The following is a 19828-nucleotide window of genomic DNA, read 5'->3' on the forward strand; positions in this document are numbered from 1 at the left end:
TTTAATTAAAAAATCATGAAATCAGCAATTGTCATTTTAGCGCTTTTGTCAAACTCATTTCTTTTTTCTCAAAAAATTGAAATTGTAGATTCAATTCATGGGAATAAATTACCATATGCATTGGTTATAGATAGTGAAATTGCTTTTTATACTGACGAAGATGGTGTTTTTGATATCGGGAGTATTAAATCTGACACAATTTCCATAAAATTCTTGGGATACAAGGAAAAGAAAATCGCAAGAACAAACCTCAAAAAAGGGGTTGTTATGATGACACCAGAAAAAATTATATTAAAAGAAGTTGTAATTCACAACCAAGAAAAACCTTTTATAATTGGTTATAGCAAAAAAAAGCCCAAAAATTTCAATTCTTGGCCCTTATCTATAGGGAATGAAATACTTGTAAACCTTTTACCTAAAGAAAACTTAAAGGATTCAGAAATCATATTATTAAAAATTAAGTTAGAAAAAAATAGATTTCAAAAAGGACAAAATAATAACATAATTGCAACTTACAGAATTAATTTTTACAACGATAACCTTGGCATTTTACACAGCAGTATACCTGACGAAGTGAACATTAACACAAAAGATGAAATTATTATTAAAATACCAGAAAACACTGTATTTTTTCAAAAAACTGGTATTTGGATAGGATTGGAATTCTTGAGAATTAATGATATGGATAATAATGAATTAAATACTATTCATCCACAATTAACAGAAGTAATTTCAGATGGTTTCAAAGCAAAGACATATTTTAAATTTCATTTAGACCCAAATAAAGAAATGTTTGATTTAAATGAGATTTTAAAGCAATCCGGTGCTGGTGATATCAACAGAAATTTAAATATTTCATTAATTGTTAGAAAATAATAAAGAAATCAAATATTTATTTAAAATCGATTTTGAACAAGTTTGTAAAGAAGTTTTTATTTTTAGCCTTAAAATTTTACTTTTTCATCTCCGTAAAATAATGAAAAAACTGCGGGATGGTTTCAATCCCCTTCAGGTAATTCCAGATACCGAAATGTTCATTGGGTGAGTGAATGGCATCACTGTCCAGACCAAAGCCCATCAGTATGGTTTTGCTTTTCAGCTCTTTTTCAAACAAGGCAACAATTGGGATACTGCCACCGCTGCGTTGCGGGATGGGTGTTTTACCGAAAGTGGCTTCATAAGCTTTTTCAGCGGCACGGTATTCCAGACTGTCGATGGGTGTTACATAAGCGGTTCCACCGTGGTGTGGTGTGACTTTTACTTTAACGGCTTTCGGAGCGATGGACTCGAAATGGTTTTTGAACAGGTCGGTGATTTCTTTCCAGTCCTGATCGGGCACCAGGCGCATGCTTATTTTCGCGTAAGCTTTACTGGCAATCACCGTTTTGGCACCTTCACCGGTATAACCGCCCCAAATTCCGTTTACGTCCAATGTTGGGCGGATTGAATTTCGCTCATTGGTGGTATAGCCTTTTTCACCATACACATCATTGATGTCCAGTGCCTTTTTATAAGCGTCAAGACTGAAAGGGGCTTCGGCCATTTTTTCTCTTTCTTTCGTAGTAAGTTCTTCTACTTTATCGTAAAATCCAGGAATGGTGATATGATTGTTTTCATCGTGCAAGGAGGCAATCATTTTTGCCAGCACATTGATGGGGTTGGCCACGGCACCGCCATACAAACCGGAGTGTAAATCACGGTTGGGTCCTGTGACTTCCACTTCCACATAACTTAGTCCGCGTAAACCGGTGGTGATGGATGGAACATCTTTGGCAATCATTCCGGTATCGCTGATGAGAATAACATCATTAGAGAGCTTTTCACGGTTACGTTCCAAAAACCATCCCAGGCTCACACTGCCCACTTCTTCTTCACCTTCTATCATAAACTTGACGTTGCACGGTAATTGGTTGGTTTGGGTCATATATTCCATCGCCTTCACATGCATATACATCTGCCCTTTATCGTCGCAAGAACCCCGGGCGTATATTGCACCTTCGGGATGGGTATCTGTTTTTTTAATAACAGGCTCAAACGGCGGACTCTCCCACAAATCCAGCGGATCGGGTGGTTGCACGTCATAGTGGCCATACACCAGAACGGTGGGCAGGTTTTTATCGATTATTTTTTCGCCATATACGATGGGGTATCCGGGTGTTTCACAGATTTCAACCACATCACAACCGGCTTTTTCAAGGCTGGTTTTAACAGCTTCAGCAGTAGCAATCACATCTTTTTTATAAGCAGAATCGGCACTGATAGATGGGATTTTAAGTAAGTCAATGAGTTCGTTGAGAAAACGTTCTTTGTTTTCTTCAATATAATTTTTTGCGCTCTTCATAGTAAGGTTTTATTGAAACGTAAAACTACGAAAATCTCTCATTTTTATAAAGGAAGTTGTTTTTTTATTCCAATCTTTGTTTATCTTTGCACCCACTTAAAACAAAAATCCAAATGCGGGCGTGGTGGAATTGGTAGACACGCTAGACTTAGGATCTAGTGCCGCAAGGTGTGAGAGTTCGAGTCTCTCCGCCCGCACAAAAGAAAGCTTCTCAGCAATGAGGAGCTTTTTGTATTTATAAAATATACTTTTTCTTTCATTTTTAAGTTATTTCAGGTGAAATTAGCACTTTAAAGTTGCTTAACTTTAGTATTTTTACAGCAGTAAACAACAATGTCCTATGAGCACCTCTTTTGAAAAATACCAGAAACGCAGGTTGATTTCATCTTATTTTTCTGTAGTTATTAGCATTTCACTGGTGTTATTTCTACTGGGTATGTTAGGGCTATTAGTATTAAACACAAAAAAGGTAGCAGATCATTTTAAGGAACAAATTGCACTGAGTATTTATTTAAAAGAAACCGCCAAGGAGGTAGAGATTACGCAGTTGCAAAAAAGTCTTTCTCTGGCCGATTATACAAAGAGTGCTGTTTATGTTCCAAAAGAGGAAGCTGCTGAAAAATTAAGTGTTGAGATTGGTGAAGATTTTATTGATTATTTGGGTGATAATCCGTTGCAAAACTCTATTGATGTGTTTTTAAATGCAGACTTTGTCACACCGGAACTAATGGAAGAAATCACCAATGAATTACTGGCAAAAGGTTTTGTAGATGAGGTAATTTATGACAAGCCCCTCATCGCATTGCTCAATGACAATATCAAGAGAATTAGTTTTTGGGTGCTTATTATTAGTGGAGTTTTTACTTTTATTGCAGTCTTGCTGATCAACAGCTCGATAAGATTATCTGTTTATTCGAAGCGATTTACCATCAAAACCATGCAAATGGTGGGAGCTACTAAAAGTTTTATCAGAAAGCCCTTTATTTGGAAAAGCATTAAACTGGGCGTTGTTGGAATTTTTGTGGCGTGGATTGGAATGGGAGTGGTAATATATTCTCTCAATAAAACGTTTCCTGAGCTGTTATTGATTGAACAACCCTTAATACTAGGAGCTATGTTCCTTTCAATTTTTGTTTTAGGGGTTTTCATCTCTTGGTTGAGTACCTTCTTTGCAACTCAACGATTTTTGAATTTGAGAACAGACGAGCTATATTATTAAACAAAAGATTTTAGACAATAGAATAATTTATACTCATGGGAGAACAAAAAAGAAAGTTAGAAAACAAAGAAGAATTTATCTTTCAAAAGGAAAACTATAAATGGATGTTTATTGGCCTTGGGTTTATTGCCCTGGGGTTTATCCTGATGGTGGGGGGTGGTAGTGACGACCCCAATGTGTTCAACCCTGAGATTTATAATTGGAGACGCATCAGGTTAGCACCGGCACTCATCCTGATAGGATTTGCCATTGAAGTCTATGCCATTTTATTGAACCCAAATAAAAAGTAGATGACGTATCTTGATGCATTGATCCTTGGCGCAGTCCAGGGGTTGACGGAGTTTTTACCGGTGTCTTCCAGTGGTCATCTTGAGATTGGAAAAGCTTTATTAGGCGATCAAAGCATTCCGCAAGAAAGCTTATTGTTTACTGTGGTAGTACATTTTGCCACAGCACTGAGCACCGTAATTGTTTTTAGAAAAGATATAATCGAAATTTTTCAAGGCCTCTTTCAGTTCAAATGGAATGAGGAATTTAAATACTCCCTCAAAATAATTTTATCGATGGTCCCAGCGGTTTTTATCGGTCTGGTTTTTAGTGACCAACTGGAGTCGCTTTTTAGTGGTGATATACTCTTTGTAGGGTTTATGTTAATCATCACGGCCTTGCTTTTATGGCTTGCAGATAAAGCCAAAAACACAACTAAAAAAGTAACCTTTCAAAATGCTTTTGTCATTGGTGTGGCACAGGCCATTGCCATTCTTCCCGGTATTTCCCGTAGTGGAGCTACCATTGCGACATCGGTATTATTGGGTATTGACAGGGCACGAGCGGCACGATTTTCCTTTTTGATGGTCGTCCCTTTAATTCTTGGGAAAATGGCCAAAGACATTTTAAGTGGGGACATTTCAAACGAAACAGCCAATCTGGGCATATTGATCGCGGGCTTCGCAGCAGCCTTTGTTTTTGGCATCATTGCCTGTACCTGGATGATTGCGATTGTAAAGAAAAGCAAGCTGTCTTATTTTGCCGTGTATTGCTTTATCGTTGGGGTGATTTCTATTGTGTTTGGGTATTATAATTAAAAATATGAATTATACTGCAGCATCTTTCCAGGAAGGTCAAATCCTTTTAATTGACAAACCCCTGAATTGGACTTCTTTTCAGGTGGTCAATAAAGTGCGGTGGTTGATTAAAAAACAGTTCAAGCTAAAAAAAATAAAAGTGGGTCATGCGGGCACATTAGACCCGTTAGCAACCGGTCTTTTAATCATTTGCACGGGGAAGTTCACCAAGCAAATAGACACTTATCAGGGCCAGGAAAAAGAATATACCGGCACCTTTACCTTGGGAGCCACTACGCCCAGCTTTGATTTGGAAACCGAAATCAATGAGCGTTTTGATATTTCCAATCTTACCGAAGAAAAGATACACGCTGCCACACACCAATTCATCGGCGAAATACAGCAACAACCTCCCGTTTTTTCAGCCTTAAAAAAAGATGGTAAACGATTGTATGAATTCGCCCGAAGCGGTGAAGATGTGGAAGTCGCATTCAGGACTGTGCATGTTTCAGTATTTGAAATTACACGAATTTCCCTGCCGGAAGTAGATTTCAGGGTGCAATGCAGCAAAGGCACATACATCCGTTCGTTGGCTCATGACTTTGGGAAAGTTTTAGAAAATGGCGCCCATCTTTCGGCTTTGCGGCGTACAAAAATTGGTAATTTTTCGGTTGAAAATGCATTGCAAATAGAAGGGTTTGAAAGCAATTTAAAGCTTTCAAACCCTTCAGATTAATTAACACTAACACTATTCAATTTTGTTTAGCATGGCTATTTGGTCAACAATGATGCCTACGCCTTTATCTTTGTTGTACCATTTTTGCAAATCATGTTTAAATTCGGGAGTTAAATTGCCATTAATGCTTTTGAAATCGACTACCATTTTTGTAGCCTCTGAAGGTCTTGGGCCCCAGGTATAAAGCACTTCGTTTTTTTCGTTTAAGGCAATTAATTTAGGAATAGATTGAGCGCCATCTGTTAAAAAAGCATTGATTAAGGCTTCGTTTTCATCACGGTAGACCAGCTTTAGCTCAATATTGTCAGTACTCTCGGCTATTTTATTTAATACCGGAATCACTTGAGCAGCATCGCCACACCAGGTTTCAGTAATGACCAACCAGGTGATTTTTTTGTCAAGTTTATTGATTTTTTGTTTGTGTGCATTGTCTAAATCAATACTCTTGTCAAGGCGTTTCATACGCTTATAATTTAATGCGGTATAGTCAATCAGTATTTCAGATTGATCAGGTCCTGAAGTGGCTTCTTCTATCGAAAAAGCGTTCATTTGCTCAAGATAAGCTTTGTAAGACATTGCAGATGACAATGCCTTTTCAATTACTTTTTCACTAAGTGAAGTGAATGCAATTACAATTGAATTCATAGGTTAAGATTTTAGGTTATTTGGGTCGCAAGAACTATGGAAAACTTTCACAATTAAAAATCTTCGAGTATATTCGTTTGCGTTACAAATATAAAATAAACATTATTAATAGAATATGACTAAAATCATAAATCGATGTCCTTGGTGTGGAACTGATCCGCTTTATGTAAACTATCATGATACTGAATGGGGTGTGCCGGTTTTTGATGATACCACCTTATTTGAGTTTTTAATTCTTGAAAGTTTTCAGGCAGGTTTGAGCTGGATTACTGTTTTGCGTAAGCGTGAAAATTTTCGCAAAGCATTTGATGATTTTGATTACGCTAAGATTGCCACATATCAAGAAGATAAAATTCAGGAGTTATTACAAAACCCCGGAATTATCAGGAATAAACTAAAAGTTAGGGCCGCAGTGAGTAATGCACAGGCATTTATAAAGGTACAAAAAGAATTTGGGAGTTTTAGTAATTATATATGGGGGTTTGTTGATGGAACCCCGGTAAAAAACACTCTGAAATCAATGAAGGATGCTCCTGCAACCACACCACTTTCAGACAACATAAGCAAAGATTTAAAAAAACGTGGTTTCAAATTTATGGGAAGCACGGTGGTGTATGCACATATGCAGGCTACGGGAATGGTAAATGATCATCTCGTAGATTGTTTCAGACATGCTGAAGTTTAGTTATTTTTTAGAAAATTTTTTGTAAAGGTCAAAATATTTTTTTGCCTTTTCATTTTCATTTAAATACTCCAACGTTTTGGAATAGTGATAATAGGCTACCGGAATTGGGTTTTTATCAATCTCAAACCATTTTTCAAACCATTTTTTGGAGTCAATGTAATTTTCTTTGGCAAAATTTGCTTGCGCTAGTTTTTGATAAATTTGAGGAGATTCATAACCTTCTTCCAAGACGTTTTCATAAATTTTAATGACATCTATCTTATTTGATTCGAGCGTTTTTGTTGATAGATTTTCTTGACCTTGAGCAGTAAATGCCATGAAGAACAAGGCAATAAAAAGGGGAGTGAGGTTTTTTCTCATTGTAAGTTTTGGACTTAGATTTTTGTAAATGTAATAAAAATACTTAAAAACCAAAGAGTTAAGAATTTTCTTACGAATTATTTGATATATTTAAGAAACTCATCTCTGGGAATTAAACAGGCCCCCAGCGATTCTAAATGTTTTGTATGCACTTGACAATCTATCAGTTTATAATTCTTTAGATTCAAATGCTCAACTAAGTGAACCAATGCAACTTTTGACGCATCACTCACTTTGTGAAACATGCTTTCGCCACAAAATACTTTTTTTTCAGGCAAATCAATACCATAGAGTCCGCCCACTAATTCTTCATTTTGCCAGACTTCTACTGAAAGTGCATATCCTTTGCTGTGTAATTTGGTGTATGCATCAATCATTTCTTGAGTTATCCAGGTGCCGTTTTGATCTTTTCTGTAAGTAATGGAACATTGTTGAATTACTTCCGTGAAAGCGGTATTGAAAGTAACATTAAAACAACGACTTCGAATGGTCTTATTCAAACTTTTTGAAACTTTTAGTTTGTCTAAATACAATACCATTCTTGGATCTGGACTCCACCATAAAACAGGTTGTCCTTCAGAATACCAGGGAAAGACACCTGAATTATAAGCTTCCAGAAGTCGTTTTGTTCTGAGTTTTCCGCCAATCGCTAACAGGCCTTCTTCATCGGCTAAAGAAACATCGGGAAATGAACTGTTGTCTTTGAGGAAAATCATATTAAAAAATCAATAAGCCTGCTAGATAAATGCAGCTTCCGGCAAGCATCAAAATAACTGTATAAGGCAAAATTTCTTTAGCTTTTAATCGGGTGATCGCAAGCAATGGCAAAGCCCAAAAGGGCTGTAGCATATTTGTGATTTGGTCACCATAAGAGAGCGCCATGACAATTTTTGGTAAGGGCACCCCCATTTGTAAAGCAGCATCAATGATAATTGGACCTTGTAGTGCCCACTGGCCACCACCACTGGGCACAAATATATTGACCAAACCTGCACTAAAAAAAGTAAATACCGGCAAGGTGGTTTCATTCGAAATACTAATAAAAAAGTTACTGATCATCGTCACCATTCCGGCGTCTTTCATAATACCCATTATCCCAAAATACAACGGAAACTGGATTAAAATTCCCGATGCACCCGAAATGGCTTCTCCTAAAGCATTGGCATAACTTTTAAAACTACCATGAAGCAGTATTCCAAGTCCCAACATAAAAAAATTGAGCATATTGGGAGTGATGATTAGGGATTTCAGCGCTTCAAAATATTGAATGATAAAAGCCAACAGTAATAAACAACCAAATCCAATTGCGACAATTTTTGAGTTTTCAATTTTGTTTGTTGAGGCGTTTTCTTCGTTTTTGTGTTTGATTTGTTGTTGAGGTAAATTAATTGCTTTTGTGCCTGATGATTTTGCTAAAAAAAATAAGACCAATGGTACAACAATCAGTAATACTCCAAAGATTAATAAATTCCACCAACTTAAAACTGTTTCACCGGTACTAATTAATTCAGGTAATTGAGCTGTGGTTTCGGGCGAGCTAATACCCTTCATTAAGGCAGGAATATGACCTTTTTCGGCTACTTTGAGGGGTGCAGAACCACTGATTCCGCCATGCCAAATCATCAGTCCCACATACCCGGCAGCACCCACTAAGGGGTAATTGATTGAGAATCCTCTTTTTATTGATGCTTCGGCGACTTTTCTTGCCATAATGGCTCCAAAAATCAAACCCAGACCCCAATTAAAAAAAGCAACCAGCATTGTAGAGACACTTACTAAAATAACAGCACTCGTGGTAGAGTGAACCAAATCGGTAATTCGATCTGTAAGTTTGCTCAAAGGTTTGCTTAAAACTAAAATATGCCCAAGCACCAAAATGAGCATCATTTGGTAACCAAACACCAGCAAGTCGTTGTTCCAGATCCCTTTTTCCCAGAATTTCATCACTGATGTAAACCGGTTATCGGCGGCAGAAAAATCACCAAAAAGCAATGCGAGAATGATTGTCAAAACTGTCAGGAAAACTGCTATGACAAAAGGGGAAGGGATTATTTTCTCAAAAACTTTCTCTAAGGTTTTGGTGAAAGTCATAGAATAAAAAAAGCGCAATTAAAATGCGCTTTTGGTTATTAAGGTTTTTTAAAACGGTAAATCGTCGTGGTCTTCTTCATTTAAATCATTGGCAGATTCAAAAGCTTCAGCGGGTGGCACAGGGGGTATGTCTGATGCCGGACTTGCCTGCTCTACATTTTCGATGCGCCATCCTTGAATGGAATTGAAATATTTGGTTTCTCCTTGGGGGTTTACCCATTCGCGTCCTCTCAAGTTGATGCTTATTTTTACATTTTGACCCACATTATAGTTGTTCAACAAATCTGTTTTGTCCTGAACAAACTCAACCATGATGTGTTGAGGATATTGTTCTTCAGTAGTTACCACAACTTCTCTCTTTCTAAAACCATTGTTTCCAAAGGTTTGTGTTTCACCAATCATTTTGATTTTTCCTTGTACTTCCATTGTTTAAATTTTTGCGAGCAACACCTTCCAGGCAGAAAGGAGGTCTCCTTGTTGTAAATAGTTTTGTGCTAATTTATGAATTTCAACTGTATCAGCCGAACTAAGTTTTGATTTTAGTTGCTGGTTTTCTGAAATAAAATGTGTTATTTCTTCTGTTGTTGGTAATTTTTCAATATTGCCCAGCATTCCCAGATCATTTCCGGTTAAAACTGTACTTGATTTTATGGTTTCCGGCAATTGATCAATTCCAATTCCAAGTGTTGAAAGTGGTTTTGGCACTTCAAACATGCCTTTATTTGCTCTACTGTACCAATTGCCCCCCATACGAGCCACGGTATCAATTTTATGTTGATCAATAATTTGATGTTCATCTAAAACCGCTTCATCAATGTGTAATTTAACCACTTCACAAATCACTAAATTTCCTGCACCGCCTTCTTCACCCAGCTGAATTACTTCATTCACTTTACACTCAAATTGTACCGGACTTTCTGCAACCCTTGGAGGTTGTATTTTTTCTGAAGGAATGGCAGTAAATCCTGCTTTCACAAACTCATTGACACCCTTTGGGTATTCAGTTGAAGCGAGTGACATTTGTTGAACCATGGCATAATTCACAACGTTAATGACAACTTCTTTCACTTCAAGCACATTTTCATAAGTATGCTTGGTGGTATTGTCTCTTCCACGCCTTGCCGGCGAAAACACCAAAATGGGTGGATTTGCACTAAACACATTAAAAAAACTAAACGGGGATAAATTTACATGTCCGTTTTTGTCAATTGTGCTTGCAAAGGCTATAGGTCTTGGGGTTACAGCCCCTAATAAATAACCATGTAATCTTCCGACTGAAAGGTCTTTGGGTTCAAATGAAATCATATTGGCAAAGGTAGCGAAAGTTAAAAATTTGTCTCTAAAAAATCTTCTTAAATTACCAACACAATTATTTAAATGGTTTTCTGTTATATTTAACATCAAAATTGTTCCCGATATGCAAAACGAAAAGAATTATTTCAGAGTTGTTTTTGTACTTCTGTCTTTAATTACCGTAATTATTATTTCCTGGAACACATTTGTGTTTTTTAACGAATTAAAAGAAAATGAACGAACCAAAATGGAAATTTGGGCTTCTGCCCAGGAGGTTCTCAAAGACACTGATATTGACGGAACTGTTACCCAGTTAGCATTGGAGATTTTAAAAAGCAACACTACCACCCCAATGATTCTCTATAGTTATTCAAATAATGGCGTTGGGCTTAACAAAGGTGACTATGAGTTTAATAACATACCTGAAGAAGAGGTACAGACTTTCAATCAAATTGAAGCACTTATCGAAAAGTTTAAAACTCATTATGAACCCATAGATGTTACATATGAAGGGGAAGTTTTTAGTACAATTTATTATGGGAATTCAAGTACCATTACAAAATTAAAATACTATCCACTTGCTATTTTACTGATTATCCTTTTGTTTATCGGAGTGGTTTATTTCTTTTTCAGAACTCGGAAAATAGCTGAACAAAATAGGCTTTGGGCCGGAATGGCAAAAGAAACCGCTCATCAAATAGGAACTCCATTGTCCTCCTTGGTTGGATGGACTGAAATTTTAAAGACTGAGCATATCAACCCTGAGTATATTACTGAAATGGAGAAAGATATTTTCAGGTTGCAAACCATTACTGATCGCTTTTCAAAAGTAGGGTCGATGCCGGTGTTAAATAAAAAAGACGTGGTATCAGAGACGATCAAATCGTTTGATTATTTGAAAGCCCGTAGCTCAAAATTGATTGAGTTTGAGTTGCATATTCCCGATGACCCCATCTATGTGAGGCTTAACAAGCAGCTTTATAGTTGGGCCATAGAAAACCTGGTGAAAAACGCTATAGATGCCATGAAGGGGAAGGGAAAAGTAACCATTACAATCGAAAAGAACACTAAATCAGTTTGTGTTCTAATTTCAGATACCGGAAAGGGAATTCCAAAAAAAGATTTCAATAAAATATTTAAACCGGGGTTTACTACTAAAAAACGTGGTTGGGGTCTAGGATTATCACTTACAAGACGTATCATTGAAGACTACCATCAGGGTAAAATAAAAGTAAAAACTTCAGAAAAGGGAGTGGGGACCACTTTTCAAATCTCCTTGCGACTTGAAGAATAGCTTTTAAACACTGCTTTTAAATCATCGGGGATTTGATAGGTTTTTTCGGTGTTAAAATCAAAACAAACTGCAACATCACGTGCTTCAATGCATGTCTCTCCTTTATCGTTGAGAATGAGATGTTCCAATGAAAAACTACTGTTTTTGATAGAACCAATTCTTGATTTAATTGTTATAGTGCCTGGGTAGAACAATGATTTTTTAAAGTCCACTTTGGAAGAAACCAGCATAGGGCCACGATTGGTTGCTTTATAGCTTTTATACAAACCCGATTTTTCCCAGATATTCACCCGTGCTGATTGCAAATACCTTATGATACTCACATTGTTTACATGTTCATATACATCGAGGTCACTCCAGTCGATGCGCAATTGTATTTCCAGAGGAAAGTCATTCAGATCTGTCATAAAGCGGATTGAATTTTGGAAGCGAGTGTTTCGAACTCATCCGGGGTAAGCGATACTTTTTTGCTGAAATCCATATCACTTATTTGATTGAGCGGGATAAGGTGCACGTGCACGTGTGGCACTTCCAAGCCAACTACAGCAACGCCTATACGTTTGCACGAAACAGTCTTTTCAAGTGCTTTGGCTACTTTTCGTGAAAATTGCATCAGGTTGAGATAAGTACTTTCTTCGAGGTCAAACAGTTTGTCGACTTCCACTTTAGGGACGCATAAAGTATGACCTTTTGCGTTGGGGTTAATGTCCAGAAAAGCGATGAAATGTTCGTCTTCTGCTACTTTATATGATGGAATCTCTCCGTGAATGATTTTTGTGAAAATAGTAGGCATATTTGTCAAATTTTAATAGGCTAAAGATACAAAATCCAATAAACAAAAAAAGGGCAGTCTATACTGCCCTTTTAATTTTTAAACACAAATATTAATCTCTTGATATTTCAAGAATTTCAAATGTTACAGTTCCGTTGGGCACTTGAATTTCTGCTGTTTCACCTACTTTTTTACCAAGCAATCCTTTTCCTATTGGAGAATCTACAGAAATTTTTCCGGCTTTCAGGTCGGCTTCACTTTGCGCTACAAGTTTATAAGTCATTTGTGTACCATTGGCTTGATTTTTTATTTTGACTGTTGAGTGCACCAATACTTTTGAAGTATCCAATTGTGATTCGTCAATTAGTCTTGCGTTGGAGACAATTTCTTCCATTTTGGAAATACGTAACTCCAGCATACCCTGGGCTTCTTTGGCCGCGTCATATTCTGCATTCTCTGACAGGTCACCTTTATCACGGGCTTCAGCAATGGCCTGTGAAGCCTTTGGACGTTCAACATCTCTTAAATAATCCAATTCGTCTTTTAATTTTTTTAGTCCTTCTTCAGTGTAATAAGATACTTTACTCATAACTTCTTCAATTTTATATAATACAAAGATTCCCGCTACACTGAATAATTCAGTCAACTGCGGGAACGAAAAAAATCCCATTCGGGACGGGATTTGATTGCAAATATACTAAAAATTTAATTGCTTTCGTTTTTATCGTACATTGCATCATATTATTTATATTTCTATGAAGAAGTTTTTTATCCTAACAATCGGGGTTCTGTTGTTTTCTTGTAATAACGATGATGATGTAAACAGAAATAATCCTTATTTGATTGATCCAATGGTAAATATGCAACTCGACTTGAGTTTGCCTCAGTACAATCCGTTGAATTTTCCCGGGAACAGCCTACTTTTAAACTCTCAGGGGATTAAAGGAATTGTGGTGTATAATATCGATAACAATCAATATGTAGCGCTTGATTTAACTGACCCCAATCATGTGCCCAATGATTGCTCGAGAATGACCATTGAGGGCATTGAAGCTATGTGTCCTTGTCCAAATGAAAACAACAAGTACAATATCATCACAGGACAGCATGTCACTCAACCCAATTTGTACCCTATGCAACGTTATCGTGCTGAAAGAAATGGGAATGTGATTTCTATTTCAAATTAATTATTTAGAATCTATCTAAGAAAGCTAAGGGTCGCTTTATCTCAGCCTTTGCTATGGAGTATCTATACAGTATCTATACTTAAGGTTACTTTTTGACCCGTCCTGAAATTACTATACAGATATAATATTTTAATTCTAATAGGGTAAAAAAACCCAGGAAATAATGGATTTTTTATCTAAAAACAACCGCAAAGCTTAAATTTAAAACCTTTGCGGTTTATTTTTTTAATAACTAAAACTTCAACGTAACACCTGCTAAAAAGTGAATACCTGCCTGCGGGTAATAACCCGCACCTTCAATGGTGGTTATGGTTCCCGGTTCTGAGAAATCATCATCATAAGTAAAAAAGTAACCATTGGACACATATTTCACATCAAAAATATTGTTGACCATTCCGTTGAGTAAAATGGATGAGAAGACCGGGATGTCTTTAATTTCATATATGATATTGAGGTCATTGATGAAAAAACTATCCAATTTGGAGGCCTCGCTGTCGATATTCCCTATATATTGATCACCTACAAATTTAGATAACCAGCCCACTTGAAACCCTTCAAATGGTTGGTATATCAGCATGCTGTTGGCTACTACTTCGGGTGAAAAAGAAATGTTAGTCGTTCCCAAGTTGACCAGTTCACCGTCGATGGAGGCTACAAAATTTCGGTTTTTGTTTTGGCTTAATGCGATATTGGGCATCCAGCGCAATTGATTTGCAAGTCGGATGTCTGCTTCTACTTCAATTCCCAATCGGTAACTTTCTCCACTGGTGGTGCGTAAAGGTGCACCCACATCATTCAGTTCACCAGATAGCACTAACTGATCTTTATAGTCCATATAAAACAGGTTGGTGTTTACATTTATCCTTTTGGAAGCATAGCGCCAGCCCAATTCAAAATCGTCGAGTTTTTCGGGGGTGTTGATACCTTCTTCAAAATCGTTCCGGGTGGGTTCACGATGTGCTCTTCCGTAAGATAAATAAAACTGATTAGTGGGGTTGAGTTGATAACTTAATCCGGCTTTTGGATTGAAGAAATTAAAGCTTTCATTAATATCAACTGGAACAATATCTGATGTAATCCCTCCGGTTTTATAATCGATGAAACGGCCTTGTAAATCACCGAATGCCTGCCACTGGTCATTGATTTTATACGTGGCTTTTGAAAACACTGTAAATTCGCTTTTGGTGGCATCACTAAAGTAATAATTATCTCTGATCTCTGAACCTGCGGCATATTGCGCCCAGATGATTTCACCAAAGTGGTCACCCTCATATAAACTGTAAAACACGCCTGAAGTGAGTTCAAGGCAATTCTTTTTAAAAGTGGTATTGGCATTGATTACATAATAGTCATTATCCAGCCAGCGACGCCGGATGATGTCCATTTCATCAATGGTTTCACCGCCCACTTCTATGGGATCCAGACCGTATGTTCCAAAGCTGTCGTCCTCTCTATATTGCTCAAAAAAGCCTCTTCCATAAGTATAGTTTAGCCCTATGTTTGTTGACCAGAAATTGTTCCAGCGCTGGTTCCAGTGTAGTTGGTAGTGGTCTTGCTTGTAGTCGTCCACTTCGTTGTCATAGAATTTCATATTGCCGTTTACATCAAAATACATTCCAGCGGGATTGAAAGTTCTGTCTTCTTCAAGGGTTTCAGCATCGATGCCAAACCAGCTTTGATAAGTAACCTCATGTCCGCCAAAGGTGATGGCTTTAATCAGGGTATTCTTATCTACAAAAGAACCTTGCAGGAAATAGGATTTTAAATCTGATGATGCCCGGTCAATATAACCGTCTGATGCAATGGCTGAAAGTCTTCCGGCAATTTCAATTTTGTCCTGAAGTAATCCCGAGGTGAATTTCAGGTTATGCCGACGGGTATTGAAACTTCCAAAACTGTTTGAAATCTCGGCTCCGGCCTCTTTTGAGACGGCATCTGTCAAGAGGTTTAAACTTGCTCCAAAGGCACCTGAACCATTTGTGGATGTGCCCACGCCACGTTGTAATTGCAGGTTTTCAATTGAGGAAGCAAAATCTGGCAGGTTGACCCAAAAAGTTCCCTGACTTTCAGAATCGTTAAAAGGGATTCCGTTCAAGGTTACATTTACACGTGATGCGTCACTGCCACGCACCCTGATATAGGTATATCCCACGCCGGCACCGGCATCTGAAGTACTAACCACTGAAGGCAAATAATTCAACAAGATGGGAATGTCCTGACCCAGGTTGCGTTTTTCTAGTTCCTCTTTACTGACATTGCTGTGTGTAATGGGGGAATCAGCATCGACACGTACAGACCTTACTAATACTTCATCGAGCATTTCGGGTTTTTGGATAGAGTCGTTTTCTTCTTGTGCCAGAATTTGAATTCCAGAAAAACAGATTAAACAAATGATTAAAAGGGATTTCCTAGTTTGAATGCAAGAAATCTGTTGATGAGGTTCCCGCTTTCGCGAGAATGTGAATAAAGTTTTCATTCGTAAAAAAGTTATTACGAATAAAAGGGGCGATTATTCTTTGTTATTAATTGATTAAAATAAGTGTATAAAAAAACCCTTAATAAATCGCTCGAGCCGAATTATAAAGGGGGTTCATACACAGATGAAGCACTTTGCTTCTGTCCCTTGGCAGCATTACCCGCCCAGGTTCATTGGGTATAATCTCAGCCGATTTAGTTGTTGGTTAATAGTTAATTGTTAAAAGAGCTGATTTTCAACTCACCTCTATTTACTAATAACTCACCACTACATCAGCACCCCTTTGAGATGGGGCAAATTTAGAGATTTTTAATTAATTTTCGGGGGTTTTCTGTTGGCTTTTTTAAGTGCTTTTTCTTTTTTTGATTTCAGGCGTTTTTCTATGGCACTTTTGGAGGGTTTGGTTTTTTTACGGGCTTTTTTGACTTTGAGGTTTTCTTTAATGAGTTCTAAAAAACGCTCGATGGCGATGGCTTTGTTTTTATGCTGGCTACGACTATCGCTACAGCTTAAAAGCAGTATGCCTTCCTTGGTCAAGCGCGAAGCAAGTTTCGCTTCAAGGCGTTCTTTCTCCACTTTTGTTAAGCCTTGTGAGTTGGGAATATCGAAGCTTAATTCGATACGTGATGCAACTTTATTGACATGTTGCCCGCCGGCACCGCTGCTGCGGGTGGCTTTGAAAGTGAGTTCGTTGAGCAGAATATCAGTACGCATTTTTAAACTACCTGATGGGTTTCTTTTAAAAGATCATTGACCGTTTTTACAGGGTTGAAGGTCAATAAGGGCACTTCTACAAAAAGAGTGGTCCAGTGTGCCATACTGCCATTCCAGAGTCCTGGCAGTTCGAGTGCTTTGATGGTTTTTCCCTGATGGCTTTTATGAGAAATAAATCCGGTTTCGGGGTTGACAAATTGTGTGAGATCAAACTTTTCACCATTGTAATTTTTGATGCCACAAACTAAATCTACCGGATTGAAGTGAGTCGCTTCCTGAATGATATTCATTTGGTGTGAATCGTTTTTGTCAACCTGTGAAAGTTCTACAATTTGTAATGAAATATTACCCTCTTGATTTTTTATCCAAAAAGGACCCCCGCCGGGAGCACCGGTATTTTGAACCATTCCACATACCCTGATGGGACGGTTGAGTAGTTTTTGTGCTTCATCTAAAGTTTCGGGCAGGGTTTTAATGTTTAATTCTGATGCCATAAACCCTCTGATGTCTTTCAAGAGGCTTGTTTTTTCTGGATTTTTATCGATACTTTTTAAATAGTTGAAAACTTTTGTTTGGATTTCCAAAAGCTTTCCGGCGAGGATTTTTTTATGAATTGCAACAGTTTCCAGTTGCTCTTCGGTCACTACATTGTCAATGTTTTTAATGAAAAGAAGGTCAGCTTCCATTTCGTTGAGGTTTTCCAAAAGTGCTCCATGACCCGCCGGTCTGAAATGCAAGTTTTTATCTGTGTCTCTGTATGGTGTGTTTTTTAAAGTTGTTGCAATTGTATCTGTTGATGGTTTTTGAAAGGAATAAGAAATGTTTAAGTTGGATTTGGTTTTGCGTTCTACGCGTTTTTTTACTTTTAAAAACTCCTTTTTAAAATGTTCAACAAAGGTTTCAGCAAAGGTAAAATGAATATAACATTGTCCTTGAGTTGAGGCATAAAAACCGGTTTCCAATAATTGCTCTTCAAAAGCAGTAGCAGTATTTTTTTTGTATTTATGAAACGGAACCAGACCTTTCGGAAGCTTGCTATAGTTAAGCCCATCTTCTTTAAGCAGTGTTTTTACCAGTAAATGAATGCGCTTCCCTTTTTTATAGAATTTAAATTCGGGATACAATTTCCTGAGTTTTTTACGCAGTTTTTTGGTAAATGCAAAATGCGGAAGGCCTTTTAAAAAATCTTCCAACAGTTGTGTATCGTTTTCGGCCAGGTAATTGTTGAATTTTTGTTCATCAGGTTTGTAGGTTTCCACAAAATAATGTAAATGCTTAAACATTCTTGTGGCAGCTCCAGATGCAGGAACAAATTTTACAATGGTCAGGTTGTCCTTTCTTTTGTCGTACAGTTTTATGAGATGTTCTTTTTCCTTTTGAGAAAAGCAAAGTATCCCGTTTGAGTGGGTAGCAGCACTAATAAGGTGGATAAAAGGAATGCCGTTCTCAAAACGTTTTAAATCCTTCAGGACTTTAGCTTCCGTGAGTCCGTGTTGTTGAATTTGTATGTTATCTTTTTTGGTAAATTTCATTCTCTAATAGCTTTTCTACTACATCATTGGCTTCTTTCAGTCGTCGGTTGTAGTTGCCTTTTAAAACTTTGTAGTTAATGTTTTGTTGTTTCAATTCTTCTTCAAATATCTGAAACATGTGTTCTCTATCATCGGGCTTATCTCTTAGGTCATCTGCTTCCCAAGGTATATCGATGTATAACAAAAAATAAAGATCATATTTATTATTTTGCACCCAAGATTTAATTTTTTCGGGGCAAAAGCCGTTATAGTAGACTTCAGAATAGACTTTGAGTTGCAATAAATTGGTGTCGTAAAATACTACATTTTTTGCATATTTTTCGGCGAAAGCCTCGTTTTGAAGCTGACCTTCAGCGATTGGAATCAAGTCATCTATTTGACATACCTCCTTGTGCAAGTCCCATTTTTTTTGCAGGTAAGTTCTCATAAACTCCGGAGCCCAGGAAGTGTTGAACTGTTTTGCAAGATCTTGAGAAAGTGTAGTTTTTCCGGTTGATTCAGGCCCAAAAAACACTACTTTCAAGAAGTTTTTGCTTGTAGTTTGGGGTTGTTGATTATTTTTTTCCATTCCAGGTAGCCGTAAATTGCAATGATGGTAAAGATTAAATATTGTAAAGAGGTAAAGGTATAACCTTTATAGAAATATAGTGGTATGGAGATGAGGTCACCCACAATCCAATAGAGCCAGTTTTCAATTTTCTTTTTAGCCATAAGCCACATTCCTACAAAAAATATGGCAGTTGTAAGCGTGTCTACATAAGCTACCCAGTCGTTCCATTTATCGAATAACTGATATACAATAAAAACAAAGCTCATTCCTGCAATAAATAAGATAACTGACTGAAGCTTTTCTTTTTTTGAGGTAGTTGTAATTGGGGTAAAGTGTTTAGCATCTACTTTTCTTGTCCAGATATACCAGCCATAGACACTCATTGAAAAATAATACCCATTGATGAGCATATCACCAATGAGTCCCCATTGATAGAGTAAATAAACAAAAATGGATGTGCTTATTATGCCGGTGGGAAACACCAGGATGTTATCTTTTTTTGCATACCAAACTGAGAGCAAGCCAAAAAAAACAGCAATGATCTCTAGTGAAATAAACAGGGTAGAGTAACCGCTGTACTGACTAAAGAGCCAATCAAAAATGAGGGACATACTCGCTTCGGTTTGATTTTACAATTTTTATATACAATACGCCACGCTCAATAGCCTCGAGTGCTATTTTCATTTCGTCCTGAAGCACGTTCATTACTGTATCATAATCGCCATAAACCTGGGTGCTTAAGGGGTTTTCTGAAACCTTCAGGCCAGAGACTCGCAATTTTTTTATAAAATCAATAATGGGTTGTTCATAAGTGTCCTGAAGTGGTGAAAGGGTGAGTTCAACAGAGATTTCCATAAAATAAAATATTG

Annotated in this window: 24 protein-coding genes and 1 tRNA gene; 9 read left to right on the forward strand and 16 right to left on the reverse strand. The window is 37.3% G+C overall.

All coding sequences use genetic code 11. From position 1 onward, the window contains the following. Positions 1-15 precede the first annotated feature (15 nt). Entirely contained in the window at positions 16-876 is an 861-nt protein-coding gene (locus IEV69_RS09845; RefSeq protein ID WP_188441974.1) for a peptidase associated/transthyretin-like domain-containing protein, read from the forward strand. Positions 877-952: 76 nt separating this feature from the next. On the opposite strand, the gene IEV69_RS09850 is transcribed toward IEV69_RS09845, so the two are convergent. Next, positions 953-2341, reverse strand: coding sequence for a dipeptidase (locus IEV69_RS09850; RefSeq protein ID WP_188441976.1), 1389 nt, complete (start codon positions 2339-2341; stop codon positions 953-955). Between the two features lie 115 nt (positions 2342-2456). On the opposite strand from IEV69_RS09850, the gene IEV69_RS09855 reads away from it, so the two are divergent. The 5 genes from IEV69_RS09855 (at position 2457) to truB (ending at position 5360) form a co-directional block, all read left to right on the forward strand. Beyond that, positions 2457-2538: transfer RNA gene (locus IEV69_RS09855), tRNA-Leu, on the forward strand. A gap of 143 nt (positions 2539-2681) precedes the next feature. Then, positions 2682-3560, forward strand: a complete 879-nt coding sequence (locus IEV69_RS09860) for a cell division protein FtsX (protein ID WP_188441978.1) — start codon at positions 2682-2684, stop codon at positions 3558-3560. A 35-nt stretch (positions 3561-3595) separates the two neighbouring features. Next, positions 3596-3850: a DUF3098 domain-containing protein gene (locus tag IEV69_RS09865; protein WP_188441980.1), complete on the forward strand. Its 255-nt coding sequence runs from the start codon at positions 3596-3598 to the stop codon at positions 3848-3850. Further along, positions 3851-4645, forward strand: a complete 795-nt coding sequence (locus IEV69_RS09870; RefSeq protein WP_188441981.1) for an undecaprenyl-diphosphate phosphatase — start codon at positions 3851-3853, stop codon at positions 4643-4645. Positions 4646-4649: 4 nt separating this feature from the next. After that, on the forward strand, positions 4650-5360 hold the full coding sequence (gene truB, locus IEV69_RS09875) for a tRNA pseudouridine(55) synthase TruB (RefSeq protein WP_188441983.1): 711 nt from the start codon (positions 4650-4652) through the stop codon (positions 5358-5360). Between the two features lie 12 nt (positions 5361-5372). On the opposite strand, the gene IEV69_RS09880 is transcribed toward truB, so the two are convergent. Next, the gene (locus IEV69_RS09880; RefSeq protein WP_188441985.1) at positions 5373-6005 is read right to left on the reverse strand and encodes a thioredoxin family protein; all 633 of its coding nucleotides are present in this window, start codon (positions 6003-6005) and stop codon (positions 5373-5375) included. 115 nt (positions 6006-6120) lie between these two features. Between IEV69_RS09880 and IEV69_RS09885 the strand changes: the two genes are divergently transcribed. Beyond that, positions 6121-6690, forward strand: coding sequence for a DNA-3-methyladenine glycosylase I (locus IEV69_RS09885; RefSeq protein ID WP_188441987.1), 570 nt, complete (start codon positions 6121-6123; stop codon positions 6688-6690). Here the strand turns inward: IEV69_RS09885 and IEV69_RS09890 are convergent, their stop codons facing one another. The 5 genes from IEV69_RS09890 to IEV69_RS09910 form a co-directional block, all read right to left on the reverse strand. Continuing rightward, the gene (locus IEV69_RS09890) at positions 6691-7050 is read right to left on the reverse strand and encodes a tetratricopeptide repeat protein (protein ID WP_188441989.1); all 360 of its coding nucleotides are present in this window, start codon (positions 7048-7050) and stop codon (positions 6691-6693) included. A gap of 77 nt (positions 7051-7127) precedes the next feature. Continuing rightward, positions 7128-7766: a leucyl/phenylalanyl-tRNA--protein transferase gene (gene aat, locus IEV69_RS09895; RefSeq protein ID WP_188441991.1), complete on the reverse strand. Its 639-nt coding sequence runs from the start codon at positions 7764-7766 to the stop codon at positions 7128-7130. Position 7767: 1 nt separating this feature from the next. Further along, a complete protein-coding gene (locus IEV69_RS09900; protein ID WP_188441993.1) occupies positions 7768-9141 on the reverse strand; it encodes a short-chain fatty acid transporter in 1374 nt (457 codons plus the stop codon). Positions 9142-9189: 48 nt separating this feature from the next. Continuing rightward, entirely contained in the window at positions 9190-9567 is a 378-nt protein-coding gene (locus tag IEV69_RS09905; RefSeq protein WP_188441995.1) for a DUF3127 domain-containing protein, read from the reverse strand. 3 nt (positions 9568-9570) lie between these two features. Beyond that, positions 9571-10446, reverse strand: coding sequence for a flavin reductase family protein (locus IEV69_RS09910; protein ID WP_188442084.1), 876 nt, complete (start codon positions 10444-10446; stop codon positions 9571-9573). Between the two features lie 112 nt (positions 10447-10558). Between IEV69_RS09910 and IEV69_RS09915 the strand changes: the two genes are divergently transcribed. Continuing rightward, on the forward strand, positions 10559-11728 hold the full coding sequence (locus tag IEV69_RS09915; protein WP_188441997.1) for a sensor histidine kinase: 1170 nt from the start codon (positions 10559-10561) through the stop codon (positions 11726-11728). Here IEV69_RS09915 and IEV69_RS09920 read toward each other — a convergent pair. From IEV69_RS09920 to greA, 3 genes are all read right to left on the reverse strand, one after another. After that, a complete protein-coding gene (locus IEV69_RS09920; RefSeq protein WP_188441999.1) occupies positions 11701-12135 on the reverse strand; it encodes an acyl-CoA thioesterase in 435 nt (144 codons plus the stop codon). The genes IEV69_RS09915 and IEV69_RS09920 overlap by 28 nt on opposite strands. Beyond that, complete coding sequence (locus IEV69_RS09925; RefSeq protein ID WP_188442001.1) at positions 12132-12521, reverse strand: HIT family protein; 390 nt, start codon at positions 12519-12521, stop codon at positions 12132-12134. Before IEV69_RS09925 ends, IEV69_RS09920 begins: the two co-directional genes overlap by 4 nt. Before the next feature lie 91 nt (positions 12522-12612). After that, complete coding sequence (gene greA / locus IEV69_RS09930; protein WP_188442085.1) at positions 12613-13089, reverse strand: transcription elongation factor GreA; 477 nt, start codon at positions 13087-13089, stop codon at positions 12613-12615. A 166-nt stretch (positions 13090-13255) separates the two neighbouring features. Between greA and IEV69_RS09935 the strand changes: the two genes are divergently transcribed. Then, a complete protein-coding gene (locus IEV69_RS09935; RefSeq protein ID WP_229741421.1) occupies positions 13256-13687 on the forward strand; it encodes a Rieske (2Fe-2S) protein in 432 nt (143 codons plus the stop codon). A gap of 232 nt (positions 13688-13919) precedes the next feature. Here IEV69_RS09935 and IEV69_RS09940 read toward each other — a convergent pair whose 3' ends face one another. The 6 genes from IEV69_RS09940 to IEV69_RS09965 all read right to left on the reverse strand — a co-directional run bounded on the left by IEV69_RS09940 (position 13920) and on the right by IEV69_RS09965 (position 19814). Further along, positions 13920-16163, reverse strand: a complete 2244-nt coding sequence (locus tag IEV69_RS09940) for a TonB-dependent receptor (RefSeq protein ID WP_188442004.1) — start codon at positions 16161-16163, stop codon at positions 13920-13922. Between the two features lie 309 nt (positions 16164-16472). Continuing rightward, a complete protein-coding gene (gene arfB, locus IEV69_RS09945; RefSeq protein ID WP_188442006.1) occupies positions 16473-16877 on the reverse strand; it encodes an alternative ribosome rescue aminoacyl-tRNA hydrolase ArfB in 405 nt (134 codons plus the stop codon). A gap of 2 nt (positions 16878-16879) precedes the next feature. Beyond that, on the reverse strand, positions 16880-18409 hold the full coding sequence (locus IEV69_RS09950) for a DUF4301 family protein (protein WP_188442008.1): 1530 nt from the start codon (positions 18407-18409) through the stop codon (positions 16880-16882). After that, the gene (locus IEV69_RS09955; RefSeq protein ID WP_308420135.1) at positions 18387-18923 is read right to left on the reverse strand and encodes an AAA family ATPase; all 537 of its coding nucleotides are present in this window, start codon (positions 18921-18923) and stop codon (positions 18387-18389) included. The genes IEV69_RS09950 and IEV69_RS09955 overlap by 23 nt, the downstream gene beginning before the upstream one ends. A 5-nt stretch (positions 18924-18928) precedes the next feature. Continuing rightward, on the reverse strand, positions 18929-19570 hold the full coding sequence (gene pnuC, locus IEV69_RS09960; protein ID WP_188442012.1) for a nicotinamide riboside transporter PnuC: 642 nt from the start codon (positions 19568-19570) through the stop codon (positions 18929-18931). Further along, the gene (locus IEV69_RS09965; RefSeq protein ID WP_188442014.1) at positions 19554-19814 is read right to left on the reverse strand and encodes a thiamine-binding protein; all 261 of its coding nucleotides are present in this window, start codon (positions 19812-19814) and stop codon (positions 19554-19556) included. The genes pnuC and IEV69_RS09965 overlap by 17 nt, the downstream gene beginning before the upstream one ends. Positions 19815-19828: the final 14 nt, after the last annotated feature.

The sequence above is a fragment of the Planktosalinus lacus genome, from assembly GCF_014640155.1.
Taxonomy (GTDB): domain Bacteria; phylum Bacteroidota; class Bacteroidia; order Flavobacteriales; family Flavobacteriaceae; genus Planktosalinus; species Planktosalinus lacus.